This window comes from Roseateles sp. P4_D2 (genome assembly GCF_056401875.1).
The window spans coordinates 146292-160300 of record NZ_JBFUIM010000002.1; the positions used below are offsets into that span (position 1 = coordinate 146292).

At 68.6% G+C, this 14009-nt stretch carries 15 protein-coding genes; 9 read left to right on the top strand and 6 right to left on the bottom strand.

The annotated features are described in order from the left end of the window. Nucleotides 1-2: 2 nt before the first annotated feature. On the bottom strand, nucleotides 3-206 hold the full coding sequence (locus AC1DW0_RS04060) for a hypothetical protein (RefSeq protein ID WP_056190902.1): 204 nt from the start codon (nucleotides 204-206) through the stop codon (nucleotides 3-5). A gap of 260 nt (nucleotides 207-466) precedes the next feature. Next, nucleotides 467-1348 carry a LysR family transcriptional regulator gene (locus tag AC1DW0_RS04065; RefSeq protein ID WP_477944998.1) on the bottom strand — a complete coding sequence of 294 codons (882 nt, stop codon included), beginning with the start codon at nucleotides 1346-1348 and terminating at the stop codon, nucleotides 467-469. A gap of 111 nt (nucleotides 1349-1459) precedes the next feature. Here AC1DW0_RS04065 and AC1DW0_RS04070 point away from each other — a divergent pair, with 111 nt between their 5' ends. From AC1DW0_RS04070 to AC1DW0_RS04095, 6 genes are all read left to right on the top strand, one after another. Further along, on the top strand, nucleotides 1460-2344 hold the full coding sequence (locus AC1DW0_RS04070) for an amino acid ABC transporter substrate-binding protein (protein ID WP_477944999.1): 885 nt from the start codon (nucleotides 1460-1462) through the stop codon (nucleotides 2342-2344). A gap of 197 nt (nucleotides 2345-2541) precedes the next feature. Beyond that, on the top strand, nucleotides 2542-3240 hold the full coding sequence (cuyB, locus tag AC1DW0_RS04075; RefSeq protein WP_477945000.1) for a cysteate racemase: 699 nt from the start codon (nucleotides 2542-2544) through the stop codon (nucleotides 3238-3240). Between the two features lie 124 nt (nucleotides 3241-3364). Further along, nucleotides 3365-4843 (top strand): alpha/beta fold hydrolase, encoded by a 1479-nt coding sequence (locus tag AC1DW0_RS04080; RefSeq protein WP_457388515.1) that lies wholly within the window; start codon nucleotides 3365-3367, stop codon nucleotides 4841-4843. After that, nucleotides 4840-5634: an ABC transporter ATP-binding protein gene (locus tag AC1DW0_RS04085; protein WP_477945001.1), complete on the top strand. Its 795-nt coding sequence runs from the start codon at nucleotides 4840-4842 to the stop codon at nucleotides 5632-5634. Before AC1DW0_RS04080 ends, AC1DW0_RS04085 begins: the two co-directional genes overlap by 4 nt. Before the next feature lie 106 nt (nucleotides 5635-5740). Next, complete coding sequence (locus AC1DW0_RS04090) at nucleotides 5741-6904, top strand: ABC transporter permease (protein WP_477945002.1); 1164 nt, start codon at nucleotides 5741-5743, stop codon at nucleotides 6902-6904. A gap of 12 nt (nucleotides 6905-6916) precedes the next feature. Beyond that, nucleotides 6917-7432, top strand: coding sequence for a hypothetical protein (locus AC1DW0_RS04095; protein WP_477945003.1), 516 nt, complete (start codon nucleotides 6917-6919; stop codon nucleotides 7430-7432). Here AC1DW0_RS04095 and AC1DW0_RS04100 read toward each other — a convergent pair. The 4 genes from AC1DW0_RS04100 to AC1DW0_RS04115 all read right to left on the bottom strand — a co-directional run bounded on the left by AC1DW0_RS04100 (nucleotide 7429) and on the right by AC1DW0_RS04115 (nucleotide 10414). Next, entirely contained in the window at nucleotides 7429-7923 is a 495-nt protein-coding gene (locus AC1DW0_RS04100) for a hypothetical protein (protein WP_457388523.1), read from the bottom strand. The genes AC1DW0_RS04095 and AC1DW0_RS04100 overlap by 4 nt on opposite strands. A gap of 21 nt (nucleotides 7924-7944) precedes the next feature. Next, the gene (locus AC1DW0_RS04105; protein ID WP_457388525.1) at nucleotides 7945-8994 is read right to left on the bottom strand and encodes a TlpA family protein disulfide reductase; all 1050 of its coding nucleotides are present in this window, start codon (nucleotides 8992-8994) and stop codon (nucleotides 7945-7947) included. 160 nt (nucleotides 8995-9154) lie between these two features. Further along, nucleotides 9155-10123, bottom strand: coding sequence for a Bug family tripartite tricarboxylate transporter substrate binding protein (locus AC1DW0_RS04110; protein WP_457351900.1), 969 nt, complete (start codon nucleotides 10121-10123; stop codon nucleotides 9155-9157). Nucleotides 10124-10156: 33 nt separating this feature from the next. Next, entirely contained in the window at nucleotides 10157-10414 is a 258-nt protein-coding gene (locus AC1DW0_RS04115; RefSeq protein ID WP_457324040.1) for a YkgJ family cysteine cluster protein, read from the bottom strand. 118 nt (nucleotides 10415-10532) lie between these two features. On the opposite strand from AC1DW0_RS04115, the gene mnmG reads away from it, so the two are divergent. From mnmG to AC1DW0_RS04130, 3 genes are all read left to right on the top strand, one after another. Beyond that, nucleotides 10533-12485: a tRNA uridine-5-carboxymethylaminomethyl(34) synthesis enzyme MnmG gene (mnmG, locus tag AC1DW0_RS04120; protein WP_477945004.1), complete on the top strand. Its 1953-nt coding sequence runs from the start codon at nucleotides 10533-10535 to the stop codon at nucleotides 12483-12485. Beyond that, a complete protein-coding gene (gene rsmG, locus AC1DW0_RS04125; RefSeq protein WP_477945005.1) occupies nucleotides 12482-13108 on the top strand; it encodes a 16S rRNA (guanine(527)-N(7))-methyltransferase RsmG in 627 nt (208 codons plus the stop codon). Before mnmG ends, rsmG begins: the two co-directional genes overlap by 4 nt. Before the next feature lie 126 nt (nucleotides 13109-13234). Beyond that, nucleotides 13235-14008, top strand: a complete 774-nt coding sequence (locus tag AC1DW0_RS04130) for a ParA family protein (protein ID WP_477945006.1) — start codon at nucleotides 13235-13237, stop codon at nucleotides 14006-14008. The last annotated feature ends 1 nt before the right edge of the window (nucleotide 14009 follow it).

Consider the following 14009-nt stretch of genomic DNA (forward strand, 5'->3'; position numbering starts at 1 on the left):
CGCTAGGAATCGGACAGCAGCGGGTCGCGCCGCAGGTCGGCGTCCACGTCCATCAGCACGCTGGCCAGTTCCAGCGTGCGCCACAGCCCTTCGGGCATGGCCAGGATGGCCTCGGGGGTGCGCGCCTGGCTGACCCAGGCACCGATCTCCGCATGCTGCTCGGCAGTCAGCAGGCAACGGTCACGCATCTCGTCGAGTGTCTGCACGCTCAGCCTTTCGTTGCGGCACGGTCGCCGTCGTGGGATGGGAATCTAAGCCATGCCCGCGACTTCAGGCATCATTTTTTGCGCGCCTTGGCCGGCGGGGGCGGCGTCTTGGCCACATCGCCGATGACCGTCTTGAGTGGGCAGACCCGGAAGGCCGGGCACTTGGCGCAGCCGACTACGGCAGCGATCGGGCAGAGGGTCATGGCTGGCGTTCCGGCGGGCTGAGGGATTGCGGCCCAGCATACGCCGCCACGGCCGCGTCAGGCCGTGATGACCGTGCGAAAGGCGGCGATGAAGTCCGCCACGGCGCGCGGCGAGCGCACGCCCTGTGGCTGCACGGCGTGCACCTCCACCGGCACTTCGGGCAGCAGGGTGCGCACGTGCAGGCCCTCGCCCGTGGCGGCCTGGGCAGTGAAGGAGTCGATGATGGCGGGGCCGAAGCCCTGCTCGGCCATGACCATGGCGATATGGTGCGTCTGCACCGTCATGCCGGCCTTGGCGACCAGGCCCAGGCGTGACCAGTGATCGGCCAGCACGGCGCCCAGCGGGTCGCGCTCGTCGATGCGGATGAAGGGCTCGCGCAGCACCTCCTGCATCGTCACCGTCGTGCGCTTGTCGGCCGGCGTCTTGCGCGCGGACACGCAGACCAGCCGCCCCGCCGCGACGAATTCGTCCTGCAGCGCAGGATGCGGCAGCTTGCCGTAGACGATGCCGACATCGCCCTCCTGCAGCGCCATCGCGCGGGCGATGTCGTTGGAGTGCAGCGTGCGCACCGACACCGGCATGCCCGCATGCGACTTGCGGAAGATGTGCAGCGCGTCTGGCAGCGCACGCACCGCGAGCGACGGCACGATGAGGATGCGCAAGGGGTGGTCCTGGTCCTGCCGCAGCGCCGAGGCCATGCGGCGCAGCGACTCCAGCTGCAGCATCAGCGCCTGCACCTCGGGGTAGAGGGCCTGGGCTTCACGCGTGGGCACCAGGCGGCGCTTCTGGCGCGTGAACAGCGCGTAGCCAAGCTGCAGCTCTGCGTGCTGCAGCGTCTGCGTGACGGCGGGCTGGGTCACGTGCAGCAGCTTGGCGGCGGCGCCGACGCTGCCGGTCAGCATGACGGCGTGGAAAACTTCGACGTGCTTGATCCTCATGGCGGGCTTCATTAGGTCAGCTGATGAGATGGCGGTCAAACGCGATGCACGGCTGGGGCCGGTTTTCCTAGCATCCAGCCCATCGATCAACGCCCCGCCATGGAGGACTTCATGAAGCATTCCGCCGCCGCCCTCACCCTCGCCGCCCTGACATGCCTGTGCGCCCACGCCGAACCCGGCACGCTCAACAAGGTGAAGGCCTCGGGCACGATCACGCTCGCCTACCGCGAGTCGTCCATTCCCTTCTCCTACCTCGGCGAAGACGCCAGGCCCACGGGCTTTGGCTGGGAGATCTGCGCCAAGGTCGTCGAGCAGGTGAAGAAGGCCACCGGCCGCGCCGACCTGAAGGTGGCCGCGCAGGCCGTGACCTCGCAGAACCGCATCCCGCTGCTGACCAACGGCACCATCGACATCGAGTGTGGCTCGACGACCAACAACAGCGCGCGCAACAAGCAGGTCGAGTTCTCGATCAACTACTTCTACACCGGCACGCGGCTGCTCGTGAAGGCTGGCTCACCGGTGCAGGGGTTCGCCGACCTGAAGGGACGCAAGGTCGTCTCGACCTCGGGCACCACCAACGTCCAGGTGCTGCGCCGGTTCAACGTCGAGCGCGACCTGGGCTTTGAGCTGCTGGGAGCCAAGGACCATGCCGAATCGGCCCTGCTCGTGCAGCAAGGCCGCGCGGACGCCTTCGGCATGGACGACATCCTGCTGTTCGGCCTGCGCGCCAGCGCCCAGGACCCGGCCTCGCTGGCCATCGTCGGCGAGGCGCTGCAGGTCGAACCCTACGCCATCATGCTGCGCAAGGACGACCCGGCCTTCAAGAAGCTCGTCGACGACACCGTGGCCGGGCTGATGAAGAGCGGCGAGTTCGAGGCGCTGTACAAGAAGTGGTTCCAGTCGCCCATCGCGCCGCGCGGCATCAACCTGAATGCGCCGATGAGCCCGGAGCTGCGCGACAACCTCAAGCAGCTGTCCGACAAGCCGGCCGTCTGAAGTGAAAGTACGCCCCTCGCCCAGTCTTGCCGCGCTGAACGCGGGCAAGCCCAGTCGGTCCCCCAGGGGGACGGCGATGCTTGCGGCGTCGAGCCGCAAGCACATCGCCCACCGGGCCGGCTTGGGGCGGCCCGGCGCTCGGCCCGAAGAATCCTTCATGCGTCGCGGGTGCCACGACCGCGGAATGGACAACTGACATGAACGTCATCGGCGTGCTGGGCGGCATGGGCCCGCTGGCCACGGTCGACTTCATGCGCAAGGTGCTTGACGCCACATCGGCCGCGCGCGATCAGGACCACGTGCCGATGATCGTCAGCTGCCTGCCGCAGATTCCGGACCGCACCGCCGCCTTTCGGGGCGCGGGCGACTCGCCGCTGGAGGCCATCGTCGCCAGCGGCCGGCGGCTGACGTCGGCCGGCGCCGACCTCATCGTCATGCCCTGCAACACCGCCCATCTGTGGTTCGACGAGGTCCAGGCCCAGCTGCAGCGGCCCATGCTCCACCTCGTCGACGCGGCGCTGCGCGAGGCGCTGGACCTGGCGGGGCCCGAGGCCCGCATCGGCCTGCTGGCCACCGACGCGACCACCGCCTCGGGCCTGTATATCAACCGCCGCCTGGCCGACGCGCCGCCGATGCGGTGGCTGCTGCCGACCGCCGCCGAAATGCTGGAGCGCGTCATGCCCGGCATCGAGGCCGTCAAGGCCGGCCGGCTGCAGGACGGCCAGGCCCTGCTGGCCGACGCGGCTCGCGCATTGCGCCAGCGCGGCGCGGCCGTCCTCGTGCTGGCCTGCACGGAGATCCCCATCGTGCTGGGCGCCGCAGCCTGCGGCCTGCCGGTCGTCGATGCGACGGCGGCCCTGGCGCGCCTTGTTGTCGCCAGCGTGGGCCGGGGCTGAAGCCACCCACGCGCGCTTTCCCGCCGCTCGCGCGGCCGCTACCGCCACTCATCCCGGCCCATTGCCCCACGCCGCCGCCCGGGCCGGATACTGCTTGCCACTGCAACGACAAGAAGAGATTGGCATGCGTGATTGGCGAGGACGCCTGCTGGCCCTGCTGACGATGGCCGGCCTGTGCACGGTGGCGGCCGCGGGGCCGCTCAAGCCCTGCCGCATCGACGGCATCCCCAACGAGCTGCAATGCGGCAGCCTGCAGCGCCCGCTGGACCCAGCCCGGCCGGACGGCGTGAAGGTGGACATCCACTACCTCGTGGTTCCGGCGCTGGCGCGCAACAAGCAGCCCGACGCGGTGTTGCTGCTGGCCGGCGGGCCTGGCCAGAGCGCGATCAAGGTGGCCGCGCGCGTGCTGCCGCGCCTGTCCAGGCTGAACAACCGCCGCGACCTGGTCTTCATCGACCAGCGCGGCACCGGCCAATCGGCGCCGCTGGACTGCCCCGACGACAGCAAGCTCTCCGTCGCCGAGCAGCTCGAGCCCAGCGCCCAGATGCGCCGCATCGACGAATGCCGCGCCGGGCTGGAGAAGCTGCCCTATGGCCAAAACGGCGGCCTGCGCTTCTTCACGACGACCATCGCCATGCAGGACATGGACGCCGTGCGCGAGCAGCTGGGGGTGCCGCAGTGGAACCTCGTCGGCGCCAGCTACGGCACGCGCGCCGCGGTGGAGTACCTGCGCCTGTTCCCCGCCAAGGTCCGCCGCACCGTCATCGACGGCGTCGCGCCGCCGGACATGATCCTGCCGGCCAGTTTCTCGACCGATGGCCAGGCGGCGCTGGACAAGCTCTTCGAGGCCCACGCCAAGACCCACCCCGAGCTGCGCGCCGACTGGCAGAAGCTGCTGGCCTCGCTGCCGCGCCAGGTCAATGTGCAGCAACCGCTGACCGGCGTGCCCGAGCGCTTCACCGTGGACCGCGACCTGGTGATGCGTTCCGTGCGCGGACCGCTCTACCAGCCCGCCCTGGCGGCCGCCTTGCCCGCCGCCATCCACACAGCGGCCAGCGACGGCAACTTCGCCTCCCTCTTCGGCCTGACGACGGCCTTCGGCTCCAGCCCCTCGATGCGCCTGGCCATGGGCATGCACTTCTCGGTCATGTGTGCGGAGGACGCGCCCCGCATCGCCGAGGCCAAGGACGCGCCGGGCGCGGACTTCCGCACCGTCGACGCCGAGATGTATGCCCGCATCTGCAGGACCTGGCCGCGCGGCGACGTGGCGGCGGATTTCTACAAGGTGCCGCCGGCGCCGAGCCCGGTCCTCGTGCTGAGCGGCGGCGCCGACCCGGCCACGCCGCCACGCCACGGCGAGCATGTCGCCAAGGCCCTGGGAGCTGGCCATCCGGAGCGCGTGCAGCACGTTGTGGTCGCCGAGGCGGGCCACGGCGTCATGGCCGTGGGCTGCATGCGTGACCTGATGTTCCGCTTCATCGACGCCAAGCAGGACGCGGCCGCCCTGCCCCAGGACGCCGCCTGCGCCACCCGCATCCCACGCCCTGTCGCCTTCCAGCCCGTTCAGCCCGCTCCGCCCGTCCACGGAGGGGCGGCCCAATGATCGACATCCAGGACGTTCACAAGCAGTTCATCGCCCAGAGCGGTGGCAGGCTCTTCAAGCGCCGAAACTCCAAGGACGGCAAACGCGTCGTGCATGCGGTGCAGGGCGTCAGCGTCAAGGCCGCCAACGGCCGCATCACCGGCCTGCTGGGCGCCAATGGCGCGGGCAAGACAACGACGCTGCGCATGCTGGCCGGCTTGTTCCCGCCAGATGCGGGCGCCATCAGCGTCGACGGCATCGCCGTGAAGGACGCGCCGCTGAAGGCGTTGTCGCGCATGGGCATCCTCGGCGATGCGCACGGCCTCTACCCCCGCCTGTCGGCGCGCGAGAACATCGTCTATTTCGGCCGGCTGCAGGGCATGAGCCCCGATGCCGCGAACGCGCGTGCCGAGGACCTCGCCAAGCTGCTCGACATGGGCGACATCCTGGACCGCCGCGCCGAGGCTTTTAGCCAGGGCGAGCGCATGAAGACAGCGCTGGCCCGCGCGCTGGTGCACGACCCCGCCAACATCGTGCTCGACGAGCCCACCAACGGCCTGGACGTGCTGGCCACGCGCGCCTTGCGCGAGGCCCTGCGCTGGCTGCGCAGCCCCGAAGGCGGCGCCAAGTGCATCGTCTTCTCGACCCACATCATGCAGGAGGTGGAACACCTCTGCGACGAGGTCGTCGTCGTGTCCAAGGGCCGCAGCGTCGCCCGCGGCAGCGTGCCGGAGCTGCTGGAACTGGCCGGCGAATCGCGTTTCGAAGACGCCTTCGTCAAGCTCGCATTTCCTGAAGAGGTTGCTCAATGAAAAAAACACTGACTGGCCGCACGCGGGCCGAGCGCTGGGCCGCTCCCGAGCCGGCCCGCATCCCCTCGGGGGATCGGCCGATGTACTCAGCGGACGAGGGGCTGGCATGACTCAAGCCCTGATCGTTTTCATCAAGGAGCTCAGCGACGCGCTGCGCGACCGACGCACGCTGCTGCGCCTGGCTGTCCCCGCGGTGCTGATGGGGCCGCTGCTGCTGATGGCGCTGTCGGGCCTGATCGCCTCGCTGGAGGAGCGTGCCGAGAAGCGCGAGGTGCTGGCCGTCGGCATCGACACCGCGCCGACGCTGAAGAACTTCATCGAGCGCCAGACCTACACGCTCAAGGCCGCGCCCGAGGACTACGAGGCGCGGCTGCGCGCCACGACGCTGCTGGAGCCGGTGCTCGTCGTGCCCAAGGACTTCGAGGCCAAGCTGCTGGCCGGCGAGGCGCCGACGGTGGAGGTCGTCAGCGACAGCGCCAACCAGCGGGCCGAGGCGGGCGTAGGCGCCATCAAAAGCCTGCTCTGGGGCTTCAACCGCGAGCGTGCCATGCTCAACCTGGCGATGCGCGGCGTGTCCACCGAACTGCTCGAAGCCACGGACGTGCAGGAGCGTGACCTCGCCAGCGCCCAGGCCCGCGCGGCGCGGCTGACCGGCATCATCCCGATGTTCATCCTGATGGCCGTGCTCTACGGCGCGTTGACCGCAGCACTGGACAGCACGGCAGGTGAGCGCGAGCGCGGCTCGCTGGAACCGCTGCTGATGAACCCGGCTCCGCACGGCGCCATCGTGGCCGGCAAGTGGGGCGCCGTCGCGCTGCTGGGCATGGCCGTCGCGCTGCTGTCCTCCTTGAGCTTCGTGCCGGCGCAGTGGCTGCTCAAGAGCGACGTGCTGCAGGCCCAGTTCAGCTTTGGCGGGCCCGAGGTGCTGGCCTTCTGGCTGATCCAGATCCCGCTTGCGGCGGGCCTGTCCGCCCTGCTGATGGCGCTGGCCATCCGCTCCAAGACCTTCAAGGAGGCCCAGGCGGGCAGCACGCTGGTCATCACCGCCGTCACCCTGATGCCCATGGTCAGCCTGCTCAACCCGGGCGGCGAGGCGGCCTGGTACTACTGGGTGCCAGGTCTTGCGCAGAACACGCTGATGATGGCCGTGCTCAAGGGCGAGGCGCTGCGCTGGGGCCAGGTGATGCCGGGCGTGCTCGTCGGCATCGTGCTGACGGTGGCGGCCCTGCTTTACGTGGCCCGCTCGATGCGGGCGGCGGTGGCACGGTAAGCTGCCCACCGCATGAAAAGCATCGTCTCCATGGCGGCCACGGCGCTGTTGCTGTCCGGCTGCACCAGCTTCAAGAGCTTCACTGCCTTCGAAGCCGCCACGCCGCCGGACTACGGCGGCGCCACGGCCAATGTCGCCGACAAGGTCGTGGCCATCAGCCCCCAGCAGTTGCACGTCTTCGAGATGACGCAGGTCGACGACCGGCGTCTGTCCAGCAGCAGCATGGCCAGCACGCGAGCGGGTCAGGGCAGCGGCATGACCGTCACGCCCGTGTCACTCACCAACGAGTTGCCGTTGCAAGCGTCCCGCGTGCGGCTGCAGGCTGCGACCCAGTACGCCTCACCGCTGGTCGCGATGTCGAACCCGAGCTGCCGCACCGTGGGTGACGTGAACTTCACGCCGCAGGACGGCAAGCGCTACACCGTTGCCGGCCGCATTGCCACCGACCGCTGCGAAGTCTGGATCGAGGAGATGGCGACCGGGCAGGTCGTCACCGAGAAGCTCACCGGCCCGGGCACCGAACGCTAACCAAGCCGTCGAGCGGCCGCCTTGAGCAGGGCCCGCGAATACCAGCGGTGAAAGCCCAGCAGCGCGTGGAAGACCCGGCCGAAGCGCGGCTCGCCGCCAGCCTCGCGGCGGCGCGGCACGACGGCCGAACCGAACCACAGCGTGGTACCCGTCGCACCCGCCTCGGCCTTGAACCAGGAGCGCGTGGCGCCGCTGTCCTCGTGCATCAGCAGCTCGTCGCGCTCGCGGGCCTCGACCGTCCAGACGGCCAGGCGCGCGCCCTCACCGCGGGCGACGGCGCGCGCCATCGCGTCACTGGACGGGCGGCCGAACAGCGCAATCAGCGCTCGCTCGACCTTGAAGAGACGCGTCGTGTAGAACGCCTCGACAAACTCGGCGAGAGTCACCGCGCGCGGGACCTTCAGCGTGTAGGCATCGGCAAAGGCACCGTGCTCCTTGGCCAGGCGGGCGAGCAGGCTGGCGGGTGGCAGCGCGGTTTCTGTGGGCGTCATGCCGCCAAGCCTAACCGCCGATCAATGCAAACCGTCCAACAGGGCCTGGCGCAGTGTCGCCTCGTCGGCATTGCCTTGATGGCGACGCATGAGCTGCCCGTCCTGGAAGGTGAAGTAGATCGGCAGACCGGGCACGGCGTACTGGGCGACGAAGTCATTGCGGCTCACCGATGTCCAGGGCTGGAAGGCCACCCGCACGAAGCTGATGCCCTTGGCCTGCTGGTTCTGGGCCAGCGCATCGAACGAGGGGTTCGCGCGGATGCAGTAGATGCAGCCAGGGTCGTAGGAGCTCAGCTGCAGCACCACCCAGCCCTTGGTCTTGCGCAGCCAGGCGCTCAGCTCGGCGGGCGCGACCTCCTTGACGAAGGGGCTGGTCGCGGCTGCGGCCGCTGATGCCGGCGCCGGCGGGTTGGTTGCCGTGCGGCCCGGCGGTGACGGCAGCGGTGCATCAGCCACGGGGGCACGCTGACGTTCGACATAAGCGAGCAGCGGCCCGCGATCCAGATTGGGCGCGCTGATCGCCTTGACGGTGGACGCATAGCCCCCGTACACCGTGCCCACCCGAATGGCCACGACGGCGTCGGCGCGATGGGCGATGAGGTACATGCCGCGGTCGCCAAAGGCCTGCCAGGTCAGCTTCTTGGCCAAGTCGAGTTCATGGAACCAGTAGACCGCGGCATCCTCGGCACCGTCGGCCGCCTTGCACGGGAAGTCGCAGACGGTGATCAGCTCGAAACCCTGCTCGCGCAGCTGGCCGGCGTAGTGGCGGGCCACGAGCAGGGGGCTGTCGTCGGCCTCATGCTTGTACTGCGTCATGGCCACGCTGCCCTCGTAAGGCAGGCGCCAGCGGCTCGTGCGGTTGCCGCCCTGGGCACGCTCGGGCGGGCTGATCGGCAGCGCGCCGGCCTCCAGCGGGTTGTCGTAGCGGCCCGTCTGCTGGGCCCGCGGATAGGGCCGCAGCTCGGCCACGGCGGCCTGCGCACTGGCGATGCACGCCAGCAGGGCCGCGGCACCCAGCAGTTGACGATGCCAAGCCTTCACCGCGCCGCGGTGATGTCGTTCGAATCTCATGTTTCTCCCTGAACTTCCAACCACGCCGGGCGCGGCGGCGGCAGTCTAGGAGGGACGGAGAACGGTCAGCCCGATGAACTGGTTACGACCTGTTTGCTAGGGGGCTGTCGGTGCCATCTCCCGCTCCATGGGAGTGTCGGAGACGGTCGTCATTCGGGATTCAATCCGGCCTGACCTTGGCCCGCAGGATGACGGGCTTCCAGCGCTGCTGCTCCTGGGCGATGAAGGCGGCGAACTGGGCCGGCGTGTTGCCGACAGCCTCAGCAGAGTCGGCACCCAGGCGCTCCTTGGAGCCCACCGAGCGGATGGCCTTGGCCGCCTCGACAGCCAGCTTGTCGACCGAGGCCGGCGCCATGCTGGACGGTGCCAGCAGCCCGTACCACTGCGTCATCTCGAAGCCGGGGAAGCCCTGCTCGGCCACGGTCGGTACGTCGGGCAGCTGGGGCAGGCGCTCGCGCGAGCCGGTGGCCAGGCAGCGCAGCTTGCCAGCCTTGATGAACTGCAGCACGGCCGGCGCGCCGACGGCTGCGGCCTCCAGGCGCGCGCCCAGCAGATCGGTCAACTGCGGGCCGGTGCCGCGGTAGGGCACGTGCAGCATGAAGAGGTTGGCGGCCATCTTCAGGTATTCCATCGCCAGGTGACCGGCGCTGCCATTGCCCGCCGAGCCGTAGTTCAGCTGGCCCGGGCGCTTGCGCGCGTAGGCGACGAACTCCTGCAGCGTCTTGGCGGGCACGTCGGGATGGACGACGTAGAGACTGGGCACCTTGGCCAGCAGCGTGACGGGCCGGAAGTCCTTGACCGGGTCATAGGGCAGCTTGTCGAAAATGAAGGGGTTCACGGCCAGCGTGCCGATGTGGCCGAGCACCAGAGTGTGCTGGTCGTCCGCGCGGGCGACCTCGGCCATGGCGACATTGCCGGCGCCGCCCGGCTTGTTCTCGACATACATGGTCTGGCCCAGCGACTTGGTCAGCTCGGCGGCGACAGTGCGCGCGACGATCTCGCTGCTGCCGCCCGGCGCAAAGGGCACGACGAGGCGAATGGTGCGGCTGGGCCAGGGGGTCTCGGCCCAACTCGGCAGGGCCAGACCGGCGGAGGATAACAGTAGCAGGCGGCGTTGCAGATCGGTCATGGCGGCGTGACAAAGAGCGGGCGTGGCCCGACTCTAGCCGGGCGCCGTTTCCTTCTCCATCCACCCCAGCCAGCGCATGGCCTGCTCGCGGTTCTCGCCACACATCTCCTCATGCGGCGGCAGCGAGCCGCAGACGGCGGGGCGCTCAGGCTGCCCAAAAATGCGGCAGCGGAGTTCGTCGTCCAGCTGCAGGCAGCGCACACCCGCCGGCTTGCCATTCGGGTGGCCGGGGATGGGCGAGCTGATCGACGGGGCGATGCAGCAGGCGGCGCAATGCGGGCGGCATTCCATAACGGCGGAATTGTCCCTGCCGCATGAGCCTGAACGGGGTGACTTATCCACAGCCGCTTCGTAAAATTCGCGGTTCGCCTAGGCGCCTTGCCCGGCGATTGCTCTTTCCAGGATCCAGATGCTTTACCCCAAGGAATTCGATGTCATCGTCGTCGGCGGCGGCCATGCCGGCACCGAGGCCGCGCTCGCCGCCGCCCGCATGGGCGCGCAGACGCTGCTGCTGACCCACAACATCGAGACCCTGGGCCAGATGAGCTGCAACCCCAGCATCGGTGGCATCGGCAAGGGCCATCTGGTGAAAGAGGTCGACGCGCTGGGCGGCGCGATGGCGCTGGCCACCGACGAAGGCGGCATCCAGTTCCGCATCCTCAATGGCTCCAAGGGCCCGGCCGTGCGCGCCACCCGCGCCCAGGCGGACCGCATCCTCTACAAGGCCGCCATCCGCCGCATGCTGGAGAACCAGCCCAATCTGCAGCTGTTCCAGCAGGCGGTGGACGACCTGATGGTGGAAGGCGACCGCGTCGTCGGCGCCGTCACCCAAGCCGGCATTCGTTTTCGCGCCCGCGCCGTCGTGCTGACGGCCGGCACCTTCCTGGACGGCCGCATCCACGTCGGCCTGGAGAACTACGCCGCCGGCCGCGCAGGCGACCCGCCGGCCGTGTCGCTGTCCGCGCGCCTGAAGGAGCTGAAGCTGCCGCAGGGTCGGCTCAAGACCGGCACGCCGCCGCGCATCGACGGCCGCACCATCGACTTCAGCAAGTGCGAGGCACAGCCGGGTGACCTCGATCCCGTGCCGGTGTTCAGCTTCATGGGCAAGGCCGCCATGCACCCGCAGCAGGTGCCCTGCTGGATCACCCACACCAACCTGCGCACGCACGAGATCATCCGCAGCGGCTTCGACCGCAGCCCCATGTTCACCGGCGTCATCGAGGGGGTGGGCCCGCGCTACTGCCCGAGCATCGAAGACAAGGTGAATCGCTTCGCCGACAAGGACTCGCACCAGATCTTCCTGGAGCCCGAGGGCCTGACGACGCATGAGTTCTACCCGAACGGCATCTCCACCTCCCTGCCCTTCGACATCCAGCTCGCCGCCGTGCGAAGCATCCCGGGCCTGGAGAACGCCGACATCCTGCGCCCCGGCTACGCCATCGAGTACGACTACTTCGACCCGCGCGGCCTGAAGGCCTCGTTCGAGACCAAAGTCATCCAGGGTCTGTTCTTTGCCGGCCAGATCAACGGCACGACCGGCTACGAGGAGGCCGCGGCCCAAGGCTTGTTCGCCGGCCTGAACGCCGCACTGCAGGTTCGGGGTGACGCCGCATGGACTCCCGCGCGCGACCAGGCCTACCTGGGCGTGCTGGTGGACGACCTCATCACCAAGGGCGTGACCGAGCCCTACCGCATGTTCACCAGCCGCGCCGAGTTCCGGCTGCAACTGCGCGAGGACAACGCCGATGCCCGCCTGACCGAGACCGGCCGCCAGCTCGGCCTCGTGGACGACGAGCGCTGGGCCGCCTTCAACCGCAAGCGAGACGCTGTTTCACGTGAAACAGAGAAGCTGAAGAGCACCTGGGTGCATCCCGGCATCCTGCCGGTGGCGGATGCGGAACGCCTGGTCGGCAAGGCACTGGAGCGTGAATACACACTGGTCGAACTGCTGCGGCGGCCCGGCGTCGGCTTTGACACAGTCGCCGAGGTGGCCGCCATTGCGCGGCCCGAAGCCGGTGTTTCACGTGAAACACTGACCGCTGAGCTGGGCCAGGAGCTTGCCGACCTCGTCACCGAACAGATCGAGATCAGCACCAAGTACGCCGGCTATATCAACAAGCAGGTCGACGACGTCGCCCGCGCCGCCCATTTCGAGCATCTGAAGCTGCCCGACGAGCTGGACTACGGCCTCGTCCACGCCCTCTCTTTCGAGGCGCGCCAGAAGCTCAACAAGCACAAGCCCGAGACGCTGGGCCAGGCCTCGCGCATCTCCGGCATCACCCCGGCCGCCATCTCGCTGCTGCTGGTGCATCTGAAGAAGGGCAAGTTCAAGGGCTTCACCGCCGAGGTCGAGGCGGCATGAAGGACACGCTCCAAGCGGCGGCATGCGAACTCGGCCTGGACCTCAGCGACATCCAACTTGATCAGCTTCTGGCCTATCTGGCCCTGCTGCAGAAGTGGAACAAGGTCTACAACCTGACCGCCGTGCGTGACCCGGCGCAGATGCTGAGCCACCACTTGGTGGACAGCCTGTCCGTCATCGCGCCGCTGAAGCGCCATGGCGCGCCGGCCCGGCTGATGGACGTAGGCGCTGGCGGCGGCCTGCCGGGTGTCGTCATCGCCATCTGCTGCTCAGGCACCGACGTCAGCTGCGTGGATGCTGTCGCCAAGAAGGCGACGTTCATCCAGCAGGTCGCGGCCGAGCTGAAGTTGCCCAATCTGCATGGCATACACAGCCGCGTCGAACAGCTGAAGACCGAACCCTTTGGTGTCATCACCTCCCGCGCCTTTGCGTCCCTGGTCGACTTCACCAGCCTGACCCGCCAGCACTTGGCCGAAGGTGCGGTCTGGATGGCCATGAAGGGCCAGCACCCGGCCGACGAGATCGCTGCCTTGCCCGCCGACGTGGATGTGTTTCACGTGGAACAACTGGTCGTTCCGGGCCTGGACGCCCAGCGCTGCATCATCTGGATGCGGCCTAAGTAGAAACAAAGCCACAGAGACACAGAGGCACGGAGAAATTCAGCTTCTCTCCTCTGTGTCTCTGTGCCTCTGTGGCTGTGTTCGCCTTTATCCTCGCGCCTCGAACCCGACGCCCCGACAAACCAACAGATGGCCAAGATTTTCTGCATCGCCAACCAGAAGGGCGGCGTCGGCAAGACCACCACCACCGTCAACCTCGCCGCCGGCCTGGCCCAGATCGGCCAGCGTGTGCTGGTCGTCGACCTGGACCCGCAGGGCAACGCCACCATGGGTTCCGGCATCGACAAGCGCAAGCTGGAGCTGACGGTCTACGACGTGCTGCTGGAGTCCGCCTCCCTGGCCGAGGCCAAGACCCGTGCCGAGAAGGCCGGCTACGACGTTCTCGGCGCCAACCGCGAACTGGCCGGCGCGGAGGTGGATCTGGTGGCGCTGGAACGCCGTGAGGCCCGGTTGAAGGCCGCGCTGAGCGACGCCGGCAAGGACTACGACTTCATCCTGATCGACTGCCCGCCGTCTCTGTCCATGCTGACTTTGAACGGCCTGTGCAGCGCCCACGGTGTCATCGTGCCCATGCAGTGCGAGTACTTCGCACTCGAAGGCCTGACCGACCTGGTCAACACCATCAAGCAGATCCACGCCAACCTGAACCCCGACCTGCAGATCATCGGCCTGCTGCGCGTCATGTTCGACCCGCGCATCACACTGCAGCAGCAGGTCAGCGACCAGCTCAAGGCTCACTTCGGCAACAAGGTCTTCGACACCGTCATCCCGCGCAATGTGCGGCTGGCCGAGGCGCCAAGCTACGGCCTGCCGGGCGTGGTGTTCGACCCCAGCTCCAAGGGGGCCCAGGCCTTTGTCGAGTTCGCCAAGGAGATGGTGAGGCGGATCGAGACGATGCGGTGAG